Source organism: Geothrix alkalitolerans (assembly GCF_022808885.1).
Taxonomy (GTDB): domain Bacteria; phylum Acidobacteriota; class Holophagae; order Holophagales; family Holophagaceae; genus Geothrix; species Geothrix alkalitolerans.
The window spans coordinates 172923-193542 of the sequence record NZ_JAKZLE010000006.1 but is presented as its reverse complement, the minus strand read 5'-3'; the positions used below and the strand labels follow the sequence as shown (position 1 = coordinate 193542).

The 20620-nt window shown below is 68.1% G+C and carries 20 protein-coding genes and 1 tRNA gene; 14 read left to right on the top strand and 7 right to left on the bottom strand.

Annotated features, from left to right (window positions below):
- Positions 1 to 2: 2 nt before the first annotated feature.
- From MLJ35_RS12815 to MLJ35_RS12800, 4 genes are all read right to left on the bottom strand, one after another.
- Positions 3 to 1754, bottom strand: coding sequence for a transglycosylase SLT domain-containing protein (locus tag MLJ35_RS12815; RefSeq protein WP_243384672.1), 1752 nt, complete (start codon positions 1752 to 1754; stop codon positions 3 to 5).
- Positions 1754 to 2125, bottom strand: a complete 372-nt coding sequence (locus MLJ35_RS12810) for a BlaI/MecI/CopY family transcriptional regulator (RefSeq protein WP_243324453.1) — start codon at positions 2123 to 2125, stop codon at positions 1754 to 1756. Before MLJ35_RS12810 ends, MLJ35_RS12815 begins: the two co-directional genes overlap by 1 nt.
- Positions 2126 to 2632: 507 nt before the next feature.
- Positions 2633 to 4363, bottom strand: a complete 1731-nt coding sequence (locus MLJ35_RS12805) for an NAD-dependent malic enzyme (RefSeq protein WP_243384671.1) — start codon at positions 4361 to 4363, stop codon at positions 2633 to 2635.
- A gap of 119 nt (positions 4364 to 4482) precedes the next feature.
- Positions 4483 to 6477: a thioredoxin domain-containing protein gene (locus MLJ35_RS12800; protein WP_243384670.1), complete on the bottom strand. Its 1995-nt coding sequence runs from the start codon at positions 6475 to 6477 to the stop codon at positions 4483 to 4485.
- Positions 6478 to 6580: 103 nt separating this feature from the next.
- Here MLJ35_RS12800 and ffh point away from each other — a divergent pair, with 103 nt between their 5' ends.
- The 6 genes from ffh to MLJ35_RS12770 all read left to right on the top strand — a co-directional run bounded on the left by ffh (position 6581) and on the right by MLJ35_RS12770 (position 11203).
- Complete coding sequence (gene ffh, locus MLJ35_RS12795) at positions 6581 to 7939, top strand: signal recognition particle protein (RefSeq protein ID WP_243384669.1); 1359 nt, start codon at positions 6581 to 6583, stop codon at positions 7937 to 7939.
- 12 nt (positions 7940 to 7951) lie between these two features.
- Positions 7952 to 9436 (top strand): tetratricopeptide repeat protein, encoded by a 1485-nt coding sequence (locus MLJ35_RS12790; RefSeq protein ID WP_243384668.1) that lies wholly within the window; start codon positions 7952 to 7954, stop codon positions 9434 to 9436.
- A 57-nt stretch (positions 9437 to 9493) separates the two neighbouring features.
- Positions 9494 to 9736 carry a 30S ribosomal protein S16 gene (gene rpsP, locus MLJ35_RS12785; RefSeq protein ID WP_243295982.1) on the top strand — a complete coding sequence of 81 codons (243 nt, stop codon included), beginning with the start codon at positions 9494 to 9496 and terminating at the stop codon, positions 9734 to 9736.
- 164 nt (positions 9737 to 9900) lie between these two features.
- Positions 9901 to 10155 (top strand): KH domain-containing protein, encoded by a 255-nt coding sequence (locus tag MLJ35_RS12780; RefSeq protein WP_243324443.1) that lies wholly within the window; start codon positions 9901 to 9903, stop codon positions 10153 to 10155.
- Entirely contained in the window at positions 10156 to 10701 is a 546-nt protein-coding gene (locus tag MLJ35_RS12775) for a ribosome maturation factor RimM (RefSeq protein ID WP_243384667.1), read from the top strand. It abuts the gene before it with no gap.
- Positions 10702 to 10717: 16 nt separating this feature from the next.
- Positions 10718 to 11203 (top strand): PaaI family thioesterase, encoded by a 486-nt coding sequence (locus MLJ35_RS12770; protein WP_243384666.1) that lies wholly within the window; start codon positions 10718 to 10720, stop codon positions 11201 to 11203.
- Here the strand turns inward: MLJ35_RS12770 and MLJ35_RS12765 are convergent.
- The 3 genes from MLJ35_RS12765 to MLJ35_RS12755 are packed head-to-tail and all read right to left on the bottom strand — an operon-like array spanning position 11200 to position 14167.
- Positions 11200 to 11808, bottom strand: coding sequence for a MarC family protein (locus tag MLJ35_RS12765; RefSeq protein ID WP_243384665.1), 609 nt, complete (start codon positions 11806 to 11808; stop codon positions 11200 to 11202). The genes MLJ35_RS12770 and MLJ35_RS12765 overlap by 4 nt on opposite strands.
- Before the next feature lie 3 nt (positions 11809 to 11811).
- A complete protein-coding gene (sppA, locus tag MLJ35_RS12760) occupies positions 11812 to 13584 on the bottom strand; it encodes a signal peptide peptidase SppA (protein ID WP_243384664.1) in 1773 nt (590 codons plus the stop codon).
- A 37-nt stretch (positions 13585 to 13621) separates the two neighbouring features.
- Complete coding sequence (locus tag MLJ35_RS12755; protein ID WP_243384663.1) at positions 13622 to 14167, bottom strand: NADPH-dependent FMN reductase; 546 nt, start codon at positions 14165 to 14167, stop codon at positions 13622 to 13624.
- A 93-nt stretch (positions 14168 to 14260) separates the two neighbouring features.
- On the opposite strand from MLJ35_RS12755, the gene MLJ35_RS12750 reads away from it, so the two are divergent.
- The 8 genes from MLJ35_RS12750 to MLJ35_RS12715 all read left to right on the top strand — a co-directional run bounded on the left by MLJ35_RS12750 (position 14261) and on the right by MLJ35_RS12715 (position 20616).
- Positions 14261 to 14668, top strand: a complete 408-nt coding sequence (locus tag MLJ35_RS12750; protein WP_275976547.1) for a BrxA/BrxB family bacilliredoxin — start codon at positions 14261 to 14263, stop codon at positions 14666 to 14668.
- A gap of 52 nt (positions 14669 to 14720) precedes the next feature.
- Positions 14721 to 15839 (top strand): CaiB/BaiF CoA transferase family protein, encoded by a 1119-nt coding sequence (locus MLJ35_RS12745; protein WP_243384661.1) that lies wholly within the window; start codon positions 14721 to 14723, stop codon positions 15837 to 15839.
- Entirely contained in the window at positions 15836 to 16243 is a 408-nt protein-coding gene (locus tag MLJ35_RS12740) for a DciA family protein (RefSeq protein WP_243384660.1), read from the top strand. Before MLJ35_RS12745 ends, MLJ35_RS12740 begins: the two co-directional genes overlap by 4 nt.
- A gap of 48 nt (positions 16244 to 16291) precedes the next feature.
- A tRNA-Pro gene (locus MLJ35_RS12735) sits at positions 16292 to 16368 on the top strand.
- Positions 16369 to 16743: 375 nt separating this feature from the next.
- Positions 16744 to 17070: a divalent-cation tolerance protein CutA gene (cutA, locus tag MLJ35_RS12730; RefSeq protein ID WP_243288678.1), complete on the top strand. Its 327-nt coding sequence runs from the start codon at positions 16744 to 16746 to the stop codon at positions 17068 to 17070.
- A gap of 31 nt (positions 17071 to 17101) precedes the next feature.
- Positions 17102 to 18082 carry a class II fructose-bisphosphatase gene (gene glpX / locus MLJ35_RS12725; protein ID WP_243288679.1) on the top strand — a complete coding sequence of 327 codons (981 nt, stop codon included), beginning with the start codon at positions 17102 to 17104 and terminating at the stop codon, positions 18080 to 18082.
- 15 nt (positions 18083 to 18097) lie between these two features.
- On the top strand, positions 18098 to 18559 hold the full coding sequence (locus MLJ35_RS12720; RefSeq protein ID WP_243384659.1) for a DUF4442 domain-containing protein: 462 nt from the start codon (positions 18098 to 18100) through the stop codon (positions 18557 to 18559).
- 32 nt (positions 18560 to 18591) lie between these two features.
- Positions 18592 to 20616, top strand: coding sequence for a M13 family metallopeptidase (locus MLJ35_RS12715; protein ID WP_243384658.1), 2025 nt, complete (start codon positions 18592 to 18594; stop codon positions 20614 to 20616).
- Positions 20617 to 20620 lie beyond the last annotated feature (4 nt).

The window sequence follows — 20620 nt, the reverse complement described above, 5'->3', positions numbered from 1 at the left end:
CCTCATGGCTTCTTCATCTGGAAGGTGAAGGTCTTCCAGGGGGCGTCCAGCAGCACTCGGGTCTCTCCGCGCCAGCCCGTGCCGGGCTCCTCGCCACGGATCACCAGGCTCGCCCCGGCCTTCGAAGCGTCCACCAGGATCCTGGGCCTGACCTCCTCCCAGGGCCCCACGGCGTAGGTCCCGTCCTGGCGCTTCTCCCCGATCTGGATGGTGCCCAACGCCTTGGCGCCTTCCGAGGGCAGCAGGTCCAGTTTCAGGCTGCCGCGGCTGCTCGCACGGATTTGGAGCGTGATCTGGCCTCCGCCTCCCCGCCGGATCACACCCTGCACTTCGCCCTCGGCCAGCGGGGCCTCCGGCTGCACGGCCTTCGCGGCCAGCACATCCATCACCAGGCTCCGGTAGCGGGTGGCCTCCTCGGTGATGCGCCCCTCGTCCAGGGCCTTCTCCCCGCAGTTGTAGGCCGCCACCGCCTTCTGGACGTCCCCCTGGTACCGGTCCAGCAGGAAGCGCAAGTACTTCGCGCCTGCGGCCATCACCTGGGCGGGATCCTCCAGGTCCGTCGCACCGAATTTCCGGGCGGTTTCGGGCATGACCTGGAGCATCCCCGTGGCACCCATGGTGCTCTTGGCCTTGGCGTTGAAGCCACTCTCCACCCAGGCCATGCTGCGGAGCAGCTGGGGGTCCAGCCCCTCCCGAGCGGCCAAGGCGTCCAACTGGGCGATGACGGTGGCCGGAGCCCCGATGGGTGGGAACGCCGGAGCCGCGGCCCGCAAGGCGAGGGCCAGGCCGGGGAGCAGCAGGAAGGTCAGGGCGCCTCCGAGGGGACCCCTGACAGGTTTCGGGGAGAGCAGACGTTCGATTCGGGTGAGCAGATGTCCTCCTCGGGCCGCGAGGGCCGGGAACAACAGGTGGGGAAGGGGTCGCTGGAGGTCGTCCAGCGCGTTGAGGGCCAAGGCCAGGCGCCGCGGATCGCCAAGCATCTCGGCCGCCAGGTCATCGGAGAGCTCCTCGCGTTCGGCCCGGATCCTGGCCGAAAGCCACCAGACGGCGGGATGGAAGAAGAGGAGGGTCTCTGCGATGCCCTGGAGGAGGTTGGCCAGGTAGTCCAGGCGGCGCACGTGGGCCAATTCATGGGCCAGGAGCGCCTCCAGGAAGCCGGGCGGAAGGCCTGTGAGCAGGGTTGCCGGAAGGAGCACCACCGGCTTCCAGAGCCCGAGGGCCACAGGCGATTGGGGCGTTTGGCCATGCTCCACCAGGAGAAGGCGCACCTTGCGCAGGATTCCCAGGCGCCGGGCCAGGTCATCGAGCGAGTCCTGCCAGTCCCGGGGGGCCGGTACGCCCCTCCGCTTCCAGCTCAGGCTGAGGGCATACCCGCCGCCCAGGCGCAGGGTCATGAGGCTCGCTCCCGCCGCCCAGAGAACCACCAGGGCGGGCAGACGGGGCTGGAGCGCGGCCTCCAGCCGCGCCAGCAGGGGCCTGGAGGCCCTGTCCGCCCGGGGCAGGAAGGCCGCCGGGCCACCCTGCGCGGCCTCGGCAACCTGGACCGGGCCCGCCCCCAGCAGGGCCGGACGGTGGAAATGCCAGGCCGTGGCCGCAGGCAGCCCCAGGCAGAGGGCCAGGATCAGGCCATTCATGGCGTGCCGTGCCCGGCCCCGGAGAAGGAGGCCACCCAAGGCCGCCAGGGCCGCCAGCAGACCGTCCTGCCAGAGGGCGTGGACGAGAGCCCATCCCAGGATCTGAACGATGGCAGCCATCACTCCTCCCTCCCCAGCAGCTCGCGGATGCGGGCCTTTTCCTCGGGACTGACAGGGCCGGAGCGGAGGGCCGCGAGCACCAGCGCGGCGGCGGAACCTCCGAAGAGGCGCTCGCTCAGATCAGACACCAGCCCCCCCTCCATGGCCGCCCGGCTGTGGGCTGGGGCATAGACATGGCTGCGCTGGCGCTCGTCCCGGGTCACCAGGCCCTTGTCCAGCATCACCTGGAGCATCCGCAGGACGCCGGTGTAGGCGTATTCCTCCGTGAGGTTCAGGCGGGCATGCACCTCCTTCACGGTGGACGGCCCCAGGTCCCAGAGGACCCGCAGGAACTTGAGCTCCACGTCGGTCGGCTTGTTCGGTCGCTTCATGGGAATCCTACACAAGATGGTGTAGACAATTTTGTGTAGATTCGCCCGATTGTCAAGGGACCCCCGGAGATGAAACCCCGACGAGCTTGCGCGCAGGGGCCTGCGGACATTCGAATAAGGCAAAGCCCGGTTGCGCCGGGATTTGCCGCGGGGGCCCGGGGGTATGCGCGCAGCGAGCCCATAGATCCCTGCAACGCATGCGTTGCGGGGGGAACCCCCGGACGATGGGGCAAGGCAAAGCCCGGCTACGCCGGGATTTGCCGCGGGGGCCCGGGGGTATGCGCGCAGCGAGCCCATAGATCCCTGCAACGCATGCGTTGCGGGGGGGACCCCCGGACAGCGAAAGGGCACCCCGAAGGGTGCCCAATATGTCTCGGCCACTAGGATCGCGGGCCGGAAGGGGCTGGCGTGAACGGTCGCCCCGTGGGAGGAAAGAGAAACTCTTCCCGACTCACAGGCTAGGCCGGCCTCCACCCCTCTCAAGGGGAAAAACTGTCCTGGCAGCCATCAGTCGATCAGGCCCGGCGCGCCGGGCCGGTAGGTGGTGTAGTGCGGCTCCCACTGGGCCTTGGTGACGATGGACTCCAGCTGGTCGTCGTCGAGCAGACGGCCGAGGCCGGCATTCCTGGCCTCGATGCCCACGGCCTTGGCCACGGCGGCGGAGACCTGGCGGATGTCCTTCATCTCCGGCAGCAGCAGGCCGGTGGCTTCCTGCTCCGGCGTCACGAAGGTGCTGATGGCCTTGCTGGCAGCCAGGAACATGCTGTCGGTGATCCGGGTGGCCTTGCAGACCAGGGCGCCGAGGCCCACGCCCGGGAAGATGTACATGTTGTTGCACTGGGAGGCCTGGAGCGTGCGGCCCTTCCATTCCACTGGCGCGAAGGGGCTGCCGGTGGCCACCAGGCCCTTGCCGTCCGTGGCCTTCCAGACCGCCTCGGGCGAGCACTCGCACTTGTGGGTGGGGTTCGAGAGCGCCAGCACGATGGGCCGCTCGGAATGTTTCGCGGTCTCCGCCAAGATGGCGTCGTCGAAGAGGTTCGGCTGGGCGGTGACGCCGATGAGCACCGTGGGATGCGCGTTGCGCACCACATCCTGGAGGCCGATGCGGGAAGGATCATCCAGCTTCCAGCCCTCCACCGAGGAGCGGCACTGCGCCAGCGGCATCTGGGGCTCTTCCAGCAGGGGATCGCCTTCAATGAGCAGGCCCTGCATGTCCACGGCGAAGATGCGCTTGCGGGCTTCCGCGTCGGAGAGGCCTTCCGCCTTCAGCGCGGCGCGGATGTTCATGGCGATGCCGGTGCCGGCCTGGCCCATGCCCACGATGACGTAGCGCTCATCCTGGAAGCGGCTCTTCTTGATGCGCATGGCGGTCATCAGCGCCGCCAGGGCCGTCGAGCCCGTGCCCTGGATGTCGTCGTTGAAGGAGAGGATGCGCTCGCGGTAGCGATCGAGGTTCTTGAAGGCCGTGTGCTTGGCGAAGTCCTCCCACTGGAGCAGGGCGCCGGGGAAGTTGCGCTTCACGCCGAGAACGAACTTCTCGACCAGTTCTTCGTACTCTGCGCCCCGGAGCCGGGGTTTGCGGATGCCCAGGTAGAGGGGATCTTCCAGCAGCCGGGGGTTGTTGGTGCCCACGTCCAGCGTGACGGGCAGGCAGACCCCCGGGTGGACGCCGCCAGCGGCCACATAGAGGCTCACCTTGCCCACGGGAATGCCCATGCCGTCCGAGCCCAGGTCTCCCAGGCCCAGGATGCGCTCCCCATCCGTCACCACGATGAGGTTCACCTGCGGCTGGGAGAGCCCGTGGAAGATCTGGTCGATGTTTCCGATGTTCTCGGGCGTGATGTAGATGCCCCGGTAGCGCCGCTGGATGTGGCTCAGCTGGAGGCACGCCTGGCCCACGGTGGGCGTGTAGACGATGGGCACCATCTCATCCAGGTGGTCCACCAGGAGGCGGTAGAAGAGAACCTCGTTCCGGTCCAGGAGGCCCGACAGGTAGATGTACTTCTCCAGGTCGTCAGACTTGCGCAGGAACGCCTCGTAGGTCCGGTCCAGCTGGGATTCCAGGGTGGAGATGCCGGGCCGCAGCATGCCGTCCAGGCCCAACCCCAGGCGCTCCTCCTTGGTGAACGCCGAAGCCTTGTTCAGATGCGGATTGTTCAGCAGCTGCCGGCCCCGGACATAGACCTCGTAGTATTCCTCGCCCGTCAGCGGGTCGATCTTCAGCGTGAAGGTCTTCATGGCAGCCCCTATGTCACATGGTCGCGCGAACGCGCCGGCATTCCGTGGATGCTCACGCGAATGACCACCCCAGTGTAGCCAATCTACCCCAGGGCAACGGGTCACATCCGGAAGGCCGGTCAGCGGAGAAGCGAGGCCAATTCCACCGGCGATGTCACGGGCCGGGCGCAAGTGCGGCCGCGGCAGACGAAGGCGAAGGGGCCCTCCTTGGAGGCCGCGCGTTCTTCGTGCAGGGGGAGGAGCTGATCCTCCGAAACAGACAGGACCCGCCCGGGCAGGTGGCGGTGGTGGACCTCCGCCAGCATGGCCTGCACCGCGGAGCTGCGCGGGTTGCCGGAGATGGCCACCTCCACCGGCTCACGCAAGGCCAGGTCGAACACGCCGAGCATCCCCAGGAAGGCCCGGGGCGCCCGCCGCATCCAGGGCGCGAAGCAGCGGAGGGCGCCTTCGGCGGCCTGCCGGAAGTCCTCCCGCTGCAGGTGCCGCGACAGCCGGAGCAGGGCCCGCGCCGCCAGCGTGTTGCCGCCGGGGATGGCGTTGTCGAAGCCTGGTTTCAGGCGGAAGAGGAGGTCTGCCTGATCCGCCTCCGTGCTGAAGAAGCCGCCGTCGGCCTGATCCTGGAACCGTGCCAGCAGCCCCTCGGCCAGCGATTCCGCCCAGCGCAGCCAGGCGGGATCGAACCCCGCTTCGTAGAGGTCCACAAGTCCTTCCACCACGGCGGCGCTGTCCTCCAGGAACCCCGGCGTGTGGGCCTGCCCCTGCCGCCAGACGCGCAGCAGGTGTCCGTCCCGCCAGAGTTCCCGGCGCAGGAAGCTGGCGCAGTCCCGGGCGGCTTCGAGGTAGCGGGCTTCGCCCAGCACCTGGAAGCCCCGGGCCAAGGCGGAGAGCGCGAGGCCGTTCCAGGACGCCAGCACCTTGTCGTCCTTGCCCGGGCGCACACGGCGGTCGCGCCATTGCCGCAGGCGCGCTCGCAGCCTTCGATCTTCTTCGTCTGGAAGGGAAGCGTCCCGAGGACAGGAAAAGCGGTGAACCACGCTCTTCCCGTGCTCGAAATTCCCGCCATCGGTGACGCCGAAGGCCGCGCAGAAGCGCGGGCCATCCACCTCGCCCAGGGCTTCGCGGACTTCGGCGGGCGTGAAGACGTAGAACTTCCCCTCCTCGCCCTCGCTGTCCGCGTCTTCGCTGGAGTGGAAGCCCCCAGCGGGATCGCAGAGCTCCCGGAGCATGTAGTCCAGCGTCTCCCGCGCCACCTGGCCGTAGCGGGCCTCTCCCGTGGCCTGGAAGGCCGCCAGGTAGGCGCAGACCAGCTGGGCGTTGTCGTAGAGCATCTTCTCGAAGTGGGGCACCAGCCACTGACCGTCCACGCTGTAGCGGGCGAAGCCGCCGCCCAGGTGGTCGTACATGCCGCCTTCCCACATGGCGTCCAGGGTGCGCAGAGCCATGGCCCGATCCTCCGACGTGCCCCGGGCCAGGATCAGTTCGACGGCCATGGACTGGGGGAACTTGGGCGCCGGGCCGAAGCCTCCCCACCGGGGATCGAACGCGGTCCGCAGCTGGGCCAGGGCCTCGTCGAGCGCCGCCTCATCCGGAAGCGCGGCGCCCGCCTCCACCGCCGCCTGCCGCCGCAGCTCCGTCGCCAGGCGGCCGGCCTGCCCCACCACGCCTGCCCGGTCTTCCCGCCACACCTCGGCGATGCGCCGCAGCAGGGGGACGAATCCCGGCATGCCGCCCCGGGGTTCCGGCGGGAAGTAGGTGCCCCCGTAGAAGGGCTCCAGGTCCGGCGTGAGCCACACGCTCATGGGCCAGCCGCCCCGGCCGGTCATCGCCTGCACGGCGTCCATGTAGAGGTCGTCCAGGTCCGGCCGCTCCTCCCGGTCCACCTTGATGCTCACGAAGTGGGCGTTCAGCACCTCGGCCACAGCCTGATTCTCGAAGCTCTCCCGCTCCATGACGTGGCACCAGTGGCAGGCGCTGTAGCCGATGCTGAGGAAGATGGGCTTCTCTTCAGTCCGGGCCTTGGCCAGGGCCTCCTCCCCCCAAGGGAACCAGTCCACGGGGTTGTGGGCGTGCTGGAGCAGGTAGGGGCTGAGGCTTCCAGCGAGATGATTGGACATATCCGGCTCCCCCGGACCGGATTATGCCCGAGGATGCCTTTCGCGACAGGGAAATGCCCGCCCACACCGGTAGAATGGAATTTTCGTGCCGTCCCGGAGCCCCATGTTCGACAGCCTCACCCAGAAACTCAGCCAGGCCATGAAGGCCCTCCGGGGCCAGTCGAAGCTGACGGAAGCCAACCTCGAAGCCGTGCTGCGCGAAGTGCGCATGGCTCTCCTGGAGGCGGACGTCCACGTGAGCGTGGCCCGAACCTTTCTCCAGCGGGTGAAAGAGAAGGCCCTCGGCGCCGAGGTGATGCAGGGGTTGAATCCCGCCCAGGCCTTCATCGACATCGTCCACCGCGAGCTGGTGGAGATCATGGGTGGCCAGGCCTCCGAGCACCCCATCGCCTTCGCCTCGAAGCCGCCGACGGTGGTGATGATGGTGGGCCTGCAGGGCGCCGGTAAGACCACCACCTGCGGCAAGCTGGCGGTGTTCCTCAAGAAGCTGGGCCGCTCGCCCCTGCTGGTGCCCGCGGACGTCTACCGCCCCGCCGCCATCGAGCAGCTGCACGTGGTGGCCAAGGACGCCGGCGTGCCCTCCTTCCGCACGGACGAGAAGGATCCGGTGGCCATCTGCGCCGCGGCCCTGGCCGAGGCGAAGCTCAAGGGCTGGGACACGGTCATCCTCGACACCGCCGGCCGCCTGCACCTCGATGAAGCCCTCATGGAGGAGCTGGTCCGCATCAAGGGCTCGGTCTCTCCGGACGAGATCCTCTTCGTGGCCGACGCCATGACGGGCCAGGACGCGGTCCGCAGCGCCACGGCCTTCCACGAGAAGCTGGGCATCACGGGCGTGGTGCTCACCAAGACCGACGGTGACACCCGCGGCGGCGCGGCCTTCAGCATCAAGCAGGCCACGGGCCAGCCCCTGAAGTTCGTGGGCGAGGGGGAGAAGCTGGAGGACTTCCAGCGCTTCCACCCGGACCGAATGGCCCAGCGCATCCTGGGCATGGGCGATGTCCTCAGCCTCATCGAGCACGCCAAGGACAAGATCGACGAGAAGGAAGCCGAGGTCATGGCCAAGCGCCTGGCCAAGAACCAGTTCACCCTGGAGGACATGCGCAAGCAGTTCCAGCAGGTGCAGAAGCTGGGCTCCATGAACAAGATCCTGGGCATGCTGCCGGGCCTGGGGCAGATGAAGGACCAGCTCGCCCAGGTGGCCACGGACAAGCGCATCAAGCACCTGGAGGCCATCATCAACTCCATGACGCCCGCCGAGCGCGCCAACCACAACCTGCTGGACGGCAAGCGCAAGCGCCGCATCGCAGCCGGTTGCGGCCGCCCCGTGAGCGAGATCAACCAGCTCATCAAGCAGTACGTGGAAACGAAGAAGATGATGGGCCAGATGAACGATCCCAAGTTCATGGCCCGCATGCAGCGCATGGCGAAAATGGGTGGCGGCCCCAACCTGCCTTTCTAGCGAGGACCCTTGGTGCTTCCCCGTCCCCTGACATCCGCCAGAACCTGGACGGCCTTCGGGGTGGTCCTGGCGGTCGGCCTGACCGGGGCTTGGTTGTGGCGGTCCAACGCCCACTCCGCGACGGCGCGGCGGGTGCTCATCATCAGCGCCGAACCTTCGCAGCGGACCGAGGTGAACCTGGGTCTCGAAACCTTGATCTCGGATCACTTTGAAGTGCTGGCGGGGATCACGGTCACCCACGCCGCGACCCTCCCCGCCCCGGCGGATTTGCGGAAATTCCCGTCCGATCTCGCCCTGTTCCGGTTCCACGGACGCCGGGACGGCCAGCGGCTGGCCCTGACCACCCAGTGGACCACCCCCGCGGAGCTGCTGGCAGGCCGCCCCTGGCGTCGGGACGCCCAGCCCCCCATGGATCCGGCCCAGGCCATGGAGACCTGGGTGGCGCGGTGGCCGCTGGATCGGCGCCACCGCTTCCGGGCCGAGCTCTACCCCCGGGACCCCGGGCGGTTCTGGCAGCTTCTGCGGGCCATGGCCATCCGGGACGACCGGGAAGCCACGAACCAGCTGCCCGCCACCCAGGCCCTGGCCGAGGCCGAGCCCATGTGCGCCACCGCCTGGACCACGCTGGGGGATCACCTCTACCGCAGCCTTTGGGTGGATCCCGCCGAGGCCGGCATCGGCCTCAATTCCCGCACCCACCGGGCGTTCCAGCGCGCCGTCGAGCTGGTGCCGGGCCACCCCAGGGCCACGTTCCTCTGGTCCCTGATGCTCACGGACACGGGAAACCAGGATGTGGCCCTGCGCGTCCTCGACGAGGCCATGCGCCTGCGCCCGGAGGTTCCCGACCTCTTCCTCGGCCTCACCTACGCCGGCCGCACCTCGGGCCTGCTGGCCGGGGCCCGGTCGGCCATGATCCGACGGCAGGAGCTCCTCGCCCCCCTGTCCCCCGCCTCCTCCTGGACCGTCGAGACCACCAACCTCTACATCGGCGACTGGTCCGGCTTCGAGCAGGACGTGCAGCAGGCGCGGAGCCTGCGCGAGGACTCAGGCGTCCTGTTCTACATGGGCTACCTGGCCCTGCTGAAAAGCGACCGCAAGACGGCCCTCGAGCGCATGAAGGACGCCGAGACGGCGGGGGGCTTCAGCCCCTTCCAGGACCTCGCCCGGGTCTACCGCGCCTTGCTGGAGGGGCGGACCGCGGACGGCCTGGCCGAGCTCCGGCGGATCGACGATGTCCGCGGGAAGCTCCGCATTCCCGACGGGGAACTGACCTTCAAGCATGCGGAGGCCTATTCGCTCCTCGGCGATTCGGATCGGGCCGTGGATTGCGCCACGCGGGCCTTCGTCCAGGGATTCAGCTGCGCCCGTTGGTATGAATCCTCGCCATTCCTCGAGAAGATGCGGACCCACCCCCGCTGGCCGACCCTCCGCCGGAACGTCCGGGAGCGCCAGGCCGTCATGGAAGGCAGCTTCCCGCCCTCGAGCTTCGAGCCCTGAATTAGCGCTTGGGAACGGGTGAATTCCGCGATACACTCTCCTGCTCAGGGAGTGCCCATGCTTTCGATCCGACTTGCTCGCAATGGTGCCAAGAAGCGCCCGTTCTACCACATCGTCGTCTCCGAGAATGACCGCATCCCCACCGGCCGCGCCGTGGAGGTGCTGGGCTTCGTGAACCCCATCGCCGGCGCCGGCGAAGAGGTCCGCATCGACGCCGAGAAGGCCAAGTCCTGGCTCCAGAAGGGCGCCCAGCCTTCCAAGACCGTCCTCGATCTGTTCAAGAAGAACCAGATTCTTTAGGAGGCCTTGCGAAATAACCAGCGTCTTTCTGGTTGTTTCGTTAGGGCTCCTTATGCCGCTCCCGTCGCTCTGTTCACGATCCATCTTTGATTAAGGCGGCGTAGCCGGTTTCCGTTCGCCGAAAGCCGGGCCAGGGTCCGGCTTTCTTTGTTCGTGGAGCGCCCATGAATCCCGAAGCCTTCCTGCGCGATGTGCTGACCCCCCTGCTGGACCATCCGGAGGCCCTCCGGGTCGAAGTCAGCGGCGAGGGCAAGAAGCGTGATGTGCTGGTCTTCGCGGATCCCAGGGACCGCGGGCGCATCATCGGCAAGCACGGGCGCATGATCTCGGCGCTGCGCACCCTCTGCAAGGTCGCCGGGGAGAAGGCGGACCTGGTGGTGAACCTCGAGCTGGACGACGAGGACGAACGGGAGGCCTAGATGCTTCTTGCGGGCCACCTCGCCAAGGTCCAGGGGCTCAAGGGCGAGTTCCTCTTCCATGCCGTCATGGACGAGCCCGAGCGGCTGGATGGCATGGCTGGGCTGGTGCTGGCTCCACCTCAGATGGACCTTGAGCATGGCGAGACGGCCGCCCCGGCCCGACCCGTGAAGCTGCGCGGCTTCCGGTGGCACCAGGACAGGCCCTGCCTCGCCTTCGCCGAGGTGCCTGACCGCACGGCGGCCGAGGCGCTGAAGGGCTGGGCCCTGTGGATGCCCGAATCGGCGGCGGTGCTGGAGGAGGGCGAAAGCTTCCGGCACCAGTGGATCGGCTGCGACGTCTTCATCGGCGGGCACAAAGTGGGCGAGGTGCTCCGCCTGGACCCCGGGCCCGCGGGCTACGACATGGTGGTCATGCGGGACCTGCGGCCCGGCCGCACGGGCCAGCGCGACATCCCCTACATCAAAGCCTGGTGGACGCTCGACTTCGCGAACCGGCACCTGGACCTGGATCCTCCCGAGGGTCTGCTGGACGTGAACCAGGTCTGAACCCGAGAATCGGAGGATGTCCCCCCGATTCGAACGCCTCAAACAGACCTTCGGCATGCGCCTGTTCGGCTGGCTGAAGATCCCCCTCCTGGCCTCCGTGCGCCCCAGCGTCGTCGAGCTGACGGATGTCCGCTGCGTGGTGCGGATCCCGCTCCGGCGCTGGACGAAGAACCACCTGGGCTCCATGTATTTCGGCGCCCTCGCCATCGGGGCGGACTGCGCCGGGGGCCTGCTGGCCATGGACCAGATCAAGCGGTCCGGCCAGGAGGTGTCCCTGGTCTTCAAGGCCTTCCAGGCCACCTTCCTCAAGCGTCCCGAATCCGACGTCTATTTCATCTGCGACGAAGGCGCGGCCATCCGCGACCAGGTGCGCCGCGCCCTGGCCTCCGAGGAGCGCATCACCGAACCCATGCACATCCAGGCCGCGGTGAAGCTGCCGGACGGCACCTTCGAGCCCGTGGCGGAGTTCACGCTGGAACTGAGCCTGAAACGGAAAGCCTAGACATCCCGAAGCTGCAGCACGAACTTCTGGATGCCCGCCAGCAGCATCTCGATGGCCATGGCCGTCAGCACCAGGCCCATGAGCCGCTCGAAGGCCTGGGTGACCTTCTCGCCCAGGAACGCGGCGATCCTCTCCGCAAAGCCGAGCACCACCGCCGAGATGGCCATGGCCACGGACAGGGCGCCCAGCCATTCCCAGAGCCGGTGGGGTTCGCGGCTCACCAGCAGCAGCACCGTGGCGATGGCCGAGGGGCCGGCGATGAAAGGGATGGCCAGGGGGACGAGGAAGGGCTCTCCGTGGACCGGGAGATCCGCCGGGGCCTCCGCGTGGGGGAACACCATCTTCAAGGCGATGAGGAATAGGATCACGCCACCCGCGATGCCCAGCGAGGTGTCCGTCAGGTGCATGAGCCGCAGCACCTTCTGCCCGAAGAGCGCGAAGAAGAGCAGGATGGCGAAGGCGAACAGCACCTCGCGGATGATGATCCGCTGGCGCCGGGCCGGATCCACCTGGCGCAGCAGCCCAATGAAGACCGGGATGTTGCCCAGGGGATCGGTCACCAGCACCAGCAGGACGATGGCCGAGACGAAAGAGGAGGAGTCCACGAGCTATTTCAGCTCGAGTTCGAAGGGCAGCCTGGCGTAGACGCCCTGCGGATCGTTCAGCGAGGTCAGGAGGTCCAGCTGGTGGCGGAATGAATCCACCAAGCCGTCCACCGGGCCGGGCTTGGCGAGCTTCCGGGGCTTGCCGCCCAGGTTCTTCAGGATCTCCCGGAGGGTGTCCGGTTCCCGCTCGGGCCCCACGACCTGGTAGTCGTCACCCGCCTTGATCCGGCCGGCCGCGTACTTCACCGCCGCATCCAGGCCGCCGACCTCGTCCACCAGGCCCAGCTTCACGGCCTCCTGGCCGGACCAGACGCGGCCCTGGGCGATCTCGTGGACCGCCTCCTTCTTCATCTTGCGGCTGTCGGCCACCTTGGCCACGAACTGCTCGTAGATGCGGTCCACCAGGCCCTGGATGCGGGCCAGCTCCAGGTCGTTCTTGGGCCGGGCCAGGGTCATGGGGTTGGCCAGCTTGGCCGTCTGCACGCTGTCCCAGGTGATGCCGTGGTCGTTGGCCAGCTTCTTCACGTTGGGCAGCAGGCCGAAGACGCCGATGGAGCCCGTGATGGTGCTGGGCTCGGCGAAGATGCGATCGCCGTAGGTGCTGATCCAGTAGCCGCCGGAGGCCGCCAGGTGGCCCATGGAGACCACCAGAGGCTTCACCTTCTTGGTGAGGATGACCTCCCGTTGGATGAGCTCGGACGCCGCCGCGCTGCCGCCGGGGCTGTTCACGCGGAGGACCACCGCCTTGATGCGGTCGTCCAGGCGCAGCTTGCGCAGTTCACGGCTCAGGCGCTCGCCGCCCACCTGGTTGGCCTTGCCTTCGCCATCCACGATCTCGCCTTCGGCCACGACCACGGCGATGCGAGCCTTGCCGGTCTTCGCCTCCCCGGGGATGCCCGCATAGGTGGCCAAGGCGATCTGGGGGAAGTCCTTGTCCTTGGGCTGCTTCCCGGCCAGCTTCTTCAGCTCGTCCAGCACCTCGTCGTAGGGGGCGACACGGTCCACCAGGCCCAGCTTCTTGGCTTCGTCGGCCTCCACGAGCCCCTTCTCGTCGGCGATGAGCTGGAGGTCGTCGGCGGTCTTCTTGCGATCCTTGGCCACCGTGGTCTTCCACTCGCTCCAGATGTCATCCAGCAGCTTCTTCACCTGCTCGCGGTTGGGTTCGCTCATGCGGTCGGTGATGAAGGGCTCCACCGCGCTCTTGTACTTGCCCACACGGGTGACCTGCACCTCCACGCCGTACTTCTTGAAGGCCTCGCCGAAGAACATGGGCTCGCTGGCCAGGCCGTTCACTTCCATCTCGCCGAAGGGGTTGATGAACACCGTGCTGGCGCCGGCGGCCAGGTAGTAGTCCCGCTTGCTCCAGCCCTGGTTGTAGGCCAGCACGGGCTTCTTCGCCTTGAAGCGCTGGATCGCCTCCCGCAGCTCACGGAGCTGGGCGGGTCCCGCCCCCTGGAGGTTGCCCGTGAGGAACAGCGCCGTGATGCGGCTGTCGGCGGCGGCCCGGTCCAGGGCCTCGATGGCCGCAGGCAGCGACTGGGCACGTCCTCCCCCGCCGCCCAGGGCTTCACTGAGCGCCTCGCTGGGCTCGGGCTCGCGATCCGCGTCGGACAGGGTGGTGTCCAGGTCGAACACCAGCACGGCCTTGCTGGGCACCACGGGCTTCCCGGATGAGCCGATGGCCGCCAGGACTCCGAGGAACATGACGAAGGCCAGCGCGCCGGCCACCATCAGGGCCAGCAGGGCGGCGAAGAAAGTCTTGAAGAAATCCTTCATGGCGGCTCCGGTGAGGACGCTTCAGGATCGCACGAACTCACTCGGGGTGAAGCCGGGCCGCCAGGGCCAGGAACCCCGCCAGCGTCTTCGAGACGGAGGCGGCGGTGCGGGGATCGGTCGGGGCGCCGCGCTCGTCGAGCTGCTGGTCCGCATGCGGAACCGTGATCGCGCCCGGAAAGGCCAGCGCACCCATGTTCGCGAGGGTCGCCCGCCACGCCACCAGGCCGCGGGCCCCGCCGAAGGCGCCCGGACTCGCGGCGCACAGCAGTACCGGCAAGCCCTGCCAGGGACTGGGGGCCATGGTGCTGAGCCAGTCCACGGCATTCTTCAGGTGGCCCGGGATGCCCGAGTTGTACTCCGGCGACACGATCACCAGGCCCTGGACCTTCCCGAGCCTCCTGTGCAGCTCCTGGAGATCCTCCGTCGGCGCTTCCCCTTCTTCGTAGAGCGGGAAGCGGAGCGCAGACCCGGCGAAGCTGGACACCTCGTGGCCGCGGGTTTCCAGGTCAGCCGCCAGGTGCCTCAGAAACCGGGTGTTCAGGGATGCAGGGCGCAGGCTTCCACCCAGCAGGACCAGTCGCATGGGACCTCCGGAAATGTGATCTGGATCAATCTTGACTCGATAGGTAAACTTTTAGAACCCCTGGAGGCTGTGGTGTCGAACTACCCGGAATACATGGTCGCCCCGATGCGCGAGGAACTGGTGCAGGCGGGCTTCCGCCAGCTTCTGACGCCGGCGCAGGTGGACGAGGCCCTGCAGCAGCCCGGCACGACCCTCCTGCTGGTGAACAGCGTCTGCGGCTGCGCGGCGGCCGGGGCGCGGCCGGGCGTGACCGAGGCTCTCCGCACCCAGGGCCTGCGCTTCGATCACCTGGTCACGGTCTTCGCGGGCATGGAGAAGGAAGCCACGGCCCAGGCCCGCGAGTACTTCGAGGGCGCCATGCCCACCAGCCCCCAGGCCGCCATCTTCAAGGATGGGCAGCTGGTCCACCTCATGCAGCGTCAGGATTTTCTAGGCCACGAGCCCGGGGACATCGCGGCCTCGCTGGTCGCGGCCTACCGCCGCACTGTGGCCGCCAGCTGATCCCTCGCGGGCGCACGAAGCACATGAAGTAGGCTGGGTAGCGGAGAACCCGATGCCCAAGCCCTTGTCCCACATCAGGATCGTGGATCTGTCCTGCGTGCTCGCAGGCCCCTTCTCGACCCAGCTGCTGGCGGATTTCGGGGCCGAGGTCCAGAAGCTGGAGCCCCCGGACGGGGATCCTTCGCGAGGCTGGGGACCGCCCTTCGAGCAGGGTGAATCCGGCGAGAGCGCCTACTTCCGCTGCGGCAACCGCGGCAAGCGCAGCCGGACCATCGACCTCCACGCGGAGGAGGGCAAGGCCGATCTCTTCGACCTGCTGAAGGACGCGGACGTGCTGGTGGAGAACTTCCGCGCCGATTCCGCGGATCGCCTGGGGCTGGGCTGGAAGCGGCTCCACGCCCGGTTCCCCAAGCTCATCCTGGCCTCCGTCCGCGGGTTCGCCTCGGATGTCACGGCCTCCCGCCGGGCCGGGTACGACTTCATCATCCAGGCCGAGAGCGGGTGGATGGCCATCACCGGCGAGCCGGAGGGCCGCCCCATGAAGGTGGGCGTGGCCCTGGTGGACGTGCTGGCGGGCCTCTACTGCGCCAACGGCATCCAGGCGGCCCTCCTCCACCGCGAGCGCACCGGCGAGGCCCTCCACATCGAGGTGCCCCTCATGGAGGCGGCCCTGGCAGGCCTGGTGAACGTCGGGGCCGGTGCCCTCATGACCGGCAAGACCCCGCAGCGCTGGGGCAACGCCCACCCCCAGATCGTGCCCTACCAGACCTTCCGGTGCTCCGATGGCGACGTGGCCATTGCCGTGGGCAGCGACCGCCAGTTCGAGGTGCTGGCCATGTGGCTGGGCCTGGACCTGGACGCACGGCCCGAGTGGCGGCAGAACCGGGGCCGTGTGAAGGACCGGGAGGCGCTGGTGGCCCTCATCGAGGCCCGCACGCTGGCCAGCACCGTGGACCGGGTGCTGGCCTTCTGCGAACCCAACGCCATCCCGGCCAGCCGCATCCGGACTGTGGACGAGGTGCTGTTCCGCCAGGGCGGCGAGCTCCACAACTTGCTCCAGCCCCTGTTCGAAACCGAGACCAACGCCATGATCCCCACCCTGGCCTCGCCCGTGCTCCTCAACGGCGAGCGGGCCTGCGCCCCCCTGCCCCCGCCGCGCTGGAAGCCATGAACGCCAACCGCCGCCGCGTCCCCCGCCTCGTGCCCCTGGGCGCCCGCCAGCCCGATCAGAAGGCCCTGGCGCGCCTGCGCGCCGCCTGGGTCTTCGTGGTGGGCCCCGTCCTGGCGGAACGCACCCGCCCGCTTCGCGTGGAGCACAATGTGCTCGTGATGGGCTGCTGGGAACTGGCCCGGATCGGCCCCCTGCGCGACGCCGCCACCGCCGTGTGGCCCCAGATCCGCGACCGCATCCAGCGGGCCCTGAACCTCAGCCTGACCGGCCTCCAGATCACCCCCTGCGACCCGCCTGCGGAAGCCCCCGCCCCGCCGGAAGATCCCGATCCCCTCCGCCGTGCCCTGCGTCTCCTGGAAGCTCGCCGCCGGGAGCGCATCCGCCTCGGCCTGGAATCCGAGTAGTCCCGGGCTGGACGGCCCCGCCCGTTTCCAGTAGAGTCAAACCTTCGTCGGGGCGTGGCTCAGCCTGGTAGAGCGCTCGGTTCGGGACCGAGAGGTCGGAGGTTCGAATCCTCTCGCCCCGACCAATGAGAAGGGGGCCTGCAGGCCCCCTTCTCATTGGTCGGAAAAAGACAATGATTCGAACCTCCGAGTGGGATTGTGGAGGCGCCACTAGATGTGGCGCCGGAACAAGACCGGCGGCTGGCGCAGCCAGACGCGGTTCGAATCCGAAGTCCGGGTGAGCCGAATCGTCAGAAGGGTAAGCGGCCCACCTCCCCGTGAGCCATTCCGCAGCCTCCCCAACCGACGGTCCCCCAACGGATATCGCTCCCAACCTCCGCACCACCGTGGTCAGACCACGCAGGTGCCGTCGCGATCCACCTCCGAGCTTCGTGATCAACGGCGCCCCTGCCGGCACGATACAATGGCGGGTTCCGCCCGCCGGGCGGGGAGTCCACCCGATGAGCGACGCCTGCACCATCATGACCACCTGCGGCAGCGAGGAGACAGCTCTGACCATCGCCGCGGCCCTGGTGGATCAGGCCTATGCCGCCTGCGTCAACATCGTCCCCAGCATCAAGAGCTACTACTACTTCAAGGGCGAAACCCACCTCGACGAAGAGGTGATGCTCATCATCAAGACCACCCGGGAATTCTTCCCCCAGGTGTCTGAAGTGATTTCGGACCTCCACACCTACGAAGTCCCGGAGATCCTGATGTTTCCCGTGGAAGCCGGGTCCGAGGGCTTCCTCGACTGGATCCATCAGAGCGTGAACCGGCTCGCCTGAGCCCATCCGACCCGCCCATCCGGAGCCCCCCATGGAACAGACCCTGTCCCTCGAATTCCTGCGCGTGGTCGAACAGGCCGCCATCGCCTGCGCTTCCTCCGTCGGCCACGGCCGGCGGAAGTACAGCGACCAGCTCGCAGTGGAGGCCATGCGCCACGCCATGGAGACCGTCCGCATGGACGGCACCATCGTCATCGGCGAGGGCGAGCGGGACGAGGCCCCCATGCTCTTCATCGGCGAGAAGGTGGGGATGGGGGCGGACATGGACGGGGACCACCCGGCGGTGGACATCGCCGTGGATCCCCTGGAAGGCACGAACCTCTGCGCCACCGGCGCCCCCAACGCCATCGCCGTGCTGGCGGCCACGGAAAAGGGCGGCCTGCTGCACGCCCCGGACCTCTACATGGAGAAGCTGGTCGTGGGCCCCGCCGCCAAGGGCAAGGTGAGCCTCAACGCCCCCGTGCAGGAGAACCTGGAGATCATCGCCAAGTCCCTGGACCGCAAGGTGGAGGAGATCACCGTCACAGTCCTGGACCGGGAGCGCCACGCCCAGCTCATCGCCGACATCCGCAAGGCCGGGGCCCGCATCCAGCTCATCGGCGACGGCGACCTCAGCGCCGCCATCAGCGCCGCCGTCAGCGGCACGGGCATCCACGCGGTCATGGGCACCGGTGGGGCGCCCGAAGGCGTGCTCTCCGCCGCCGCCCTCAAGTGCCTCAACGGCGAGATCCAGGGCCGCCTCAAGGTGGACACCAACACCGCCAGTCGCGAGAAGGCCGAGGCCATGGGCGTGGACTTCGACCGCATCTACTTCACGGACGACCTCTGCCCGGGCAAGCAGATCGTGTTCGCCGCCTGCGGCGTCACCCACGGGAACCTCCTGAAGGGCGTGCTCCACTTCGGCCATGGCGTCCGCACCCAGAGCCTGGTGCTCACTTACCAGGACCGGAAGGTGCACTTCATCGACACCGTGCACATGAAGGAAGGCGAGAAGGTCACGGTCCGCTTCTAGCCTTCCCGGAATCTCTTGCGCGAATCCCTCCGCACCCGCCTCTTCCGCTGGGTATTCAACCTCTGGCCCTGCTACCGGGGCACAGGGGCCCGGGTGACCTTCATCGCCTCGGACTGGTCCCAGGTCCGCGTGCGCCTGCCCCTCTCCTGGCGGACCCGGAACTACGTGGGCACCATCTTCGGCGGCAGCCTCTACGCCGGGGCGGATCCCATCTACATGCTCATGCTGATCCACCGGCTCGGGCCGGACTACGTGGTGTGGGACAAGGCCGCCTCCATTCGCTTCCGCAAGCCGGGCCGGAGCCTCCTGTCCGCCACCTTCCGGATCGACGAGGAGGAGCTGGCGGAGATCCGCCGCCTCCTCCAGGAGCAGCCCAAGGTGGACCGTACCTACCCCGTGGAATGGCGGGACACCGACGGTGCCATCCATGCCGAACTGCAGAAAGTGGTGCATATATCACTTCGAAGTTCTTCCTGATAGGCTTTTACCCTCAACTTACGAGGTTATTCATGGCTTCCTCTCTGCGCGCCTCCCTCGGCCTCTGCCTGGGCCTTGCGGCCCTCTCCCTGGTGGCCCAGCCCAAGCCCGGCGTCGATCCCGCCAACCTGGACACCAACGTGAAGCCCTGCGACGACTTCTACCGGTTCGCCAACGGCGGCTGGCTCAAGTCCCACAGCCTGCCGGCGGACAAGTCCCGCTACGGCGCCATGGAGGAGCTGAGCGAGCGAAACCGGGCCATCCTCCAGAAGATCCTGGACGAGACCAGCGCGAAGACCACCTGGGCCAAGGGCAGTGTCCAGCAGAAGGTGGGCGATTTCTACGCTTCCGGCATGAACGAGGGCGCCATCGAGACGCGCGGCCTGGCGCCCATGAAGCCCATCTTCGCCACCATCGAGGGCCTCAAGGACACCAAGCACCTCCCGACCCTCTTGGCGAAGCTGCACAACCAGGGCCTGCCCGGCGGCTTCGGCTTCTACGTGCGCCAGGACGCCAAGGCGTCCACCCATTACTTGGGCTACCTGGGCCAGGGCGGCACGGGCCTGCCCGACCGCGACTACTACCTGAAGGACGACGCCCGCAGCCGGGACATCCGCGCCAAGTACGAGGCCCACATCGCCAGGATGCTGGAGCTGGCGGGCGACGCGCCGGACCTCGCCAAGGTCCGCGCCAAGGTGGTGCTGGATCTGGAGACCCGCCTGGCCCAGGCCCAGTGGACCCGCGTGGAGCTGCGGAACCCCCAGAAGACGTACAACAAGCGGACCCTTGACCAGCTGGCGACTGAAGCTCCCGGCTTCGACTGGAAGGCCTACTTCGCGGCCCGCGGCGTCAAGCTGGCTGACCTGAACCTCAGCCAGCCCTCCTTCTTCCAGGCCTTCGGCAAGCTGGCCTCGGACGTGCCCGCGCCCCAGTGGCGCACCTACCTGCGCTGGCACGCCCTCAGCGCCACCGCCAGCCTGCTGCCCAAGGCCTTCGGCGAAGAGGCCTTCGCCTTCCACGGCAAGGTCCTGAACGGCACGCCTGAGCGGGAGCCCCGCGCCAAGCGCATCGAGGCCATGACGGACGGCACCCTGGGCGAGGCCCTGGGCCAGCTCTACGTGAAGGTGGCGTTCCCCCCCGAATCCAAGAAGAAGGTCCTGGAGCTGGTGGAGAACCTCCGCGTCGCCCTGCGCGAGCGCATCGCGAACCTGGACTGGATGAGCCCGGAAACCAAGCAGCAGGCCCTCACGAAGCTCAACGCCTTCGGCGTGAAGATCGGCTATCCCGACAAGTGGAAGACCTATGCCTTCGACGTGAAGCGCGATGACTTCTTCGGCAACGTGCGCCGCGCCGCCGCCTTCCGGGTCCACGAGAACCTGGCCAAGCTCGGCAAGCCCATCGACCGCACCGAGTGGGGCATGACGCCCCCCACCGTGAACGCCTACTACAGCCCCACCATGAACGAGATCGTGTTCCCCGCGGGCATCCTCCAGCCGCCCTTCTTCGACGCCAAGGCCGATGACGCCGTGAACTACGGCGCCCTGGGCTACGTCATCGGCCACGAGATGACCCATGGCTTCGACGACAGCGGCAGCCAGTTCGACGCGGAAGGCAACCTCAAGAACTGGTGGACTGAGGCGGACAAGAAGGCCTACCAGTCCCGCACCGACCTCGTGGTGAAGCAGTACGACGCCTACGAGCCCATCAAGGGCGAGCACGTCAACGGCAAGCTCACCCTGGGCGAGAACATCGCCGACATCGGCGGCCTGAAGATCGCCTTCGCGGCCTACCAGAACAGCCTCAAGGGCAAGCCCGCTCCGGCGCCCATCGACGGCTTCACGGGCCCCCAGCGCTTCTTCCTGGGCGCCGCGGCCGTGTGGCGCAACCACATCCGCGAGGCGGCCCTCTCGGTGCGCCTCAAGACCGATCCCCACAGCCCCGGCCGTGAGCGCGTCATCGGCCCCCTGTCCAACCTGCCGGAGTTCTACGACGCCTTCTCCTGCACCGACGGCCAGCCCATGAAGCGGGACGTCAAGGTGCGGCCGGCCATCTGGTAATTCG

Coding starts and splice junctions, on each gene's coding strand:
- MLJ35_RS12815 (WP_243384672.1), bottom strand. CDS start 1,754: ATGGCTGCCATCGTTCAGATCCTGGGATGGGCTCTCGTCCACGCCCTC.
- MLJ35_RS12810 (WP_243324453.1), bottom strand. CDS start 2,125: ATGAAGCGACCGAACAAGCCGACCGACGTGGAGCTCAAGTTCCTGCGG.
- MLJ35_RS12805 (WP_243384671.1), bottom strand. CDS start 4,363: ATGAAGACCTTCACGCTGAAGATCGACCCGCTGACGGGCGAGGAATAC.
- MLJ35_RS12800 (WP_243384670.1), bottom strand. CDS start 6,477: ATGTCCAATCATCTCGCTGGAAGCCTCAGCCCCTACCTGCTCCAGCAC.
- ffh (WP_243384669.1), top strand. CDS start 6,581: ATGTTCGACAGCCTCACCCAGAAACTCAGCCAGGCCATGAAGGCCCTC.
- rpsP (WP_243295982.1), top strand. CDS start 9,494: ATGCTTTCGATCCGACTTGCTCGCAATGGTGCCAAGAAGCGCCCGTTC.
- MLJ35_RS12780 (WP_243324443.1), top strand. CDS start 9,901: ATGAATCCCGAAGCCTTCCTGCGCGATGTGCTGACCCCCCTGCTGGAC.
- MLJ35_RS12775 (WP_243384667.1), top strand. CDS start 10,156: ATGCTTCTTGCGGGCCACCTCGCCAAGGTCCAGGGGCTCAAGGGCGAG.
- MLJ35_RS12770 (WP_243384666.1), top strand. CDS start 10,718: ATGTCCCCCCGATTCGAACGCCTCAAACAGACCTTCGGCATGCGCCTG.
- sppA (WP_243384664.1), bottom strand. CDS start 13,584: ATGAAGGATTTCTTCAAGACTTTCTTCGCCGCCCTGCTGGCCCTGATG.
- MLJ35_RS12755 (WP_243384663.1), bottom strand. CDS start 14,167: ATGCGACTGGTCCTGCTGGGTGGAAGCCTGCGCCCTGCATCCCTGAAC.
- MLJ35_RS12750 (WP_275976547.1), top strand. CDS start 14,261: ATGGTCGCCCCGATGCGCGAGGAACTGGTGCAGGCGGGCTTCCGCCAG.
- MLJ35_RS12745 (WP_243384661.1), top strand. CDS start 14,721: ATGCCCAAGCCCTTGTCCCACATCAGGATCGTGGATCTGTCCTGCGTG.
- MLJ35_RS12740 (WP_243384660.1), top strand. CDS start 15,836: ATGAACGCCAACCGCCGCCGCGTCCCCCGCCTCGTGCCCCTGGGCGCC.
- cutA (WP_243288678.1), top strand. CDS start 16,744: ATGAGCGACGCCTGCACCATCATGACCACCTGCGGCAGCGAGGAGACA.
- glpX (WP_243288679.1), top strand. CDS start 17,102: ATGGAACAGACCCTGTCCCTCGAATTCCTGCGCGTGGTCGAACAGGCC.
- MLJ35_RS12715 (WP_243384658.1), top strand. CDS start 18,592: ATGGCTTCCTCTCTGCGCGCCTCCCTCGGCCTCTGCCTGGGCCTTGCG.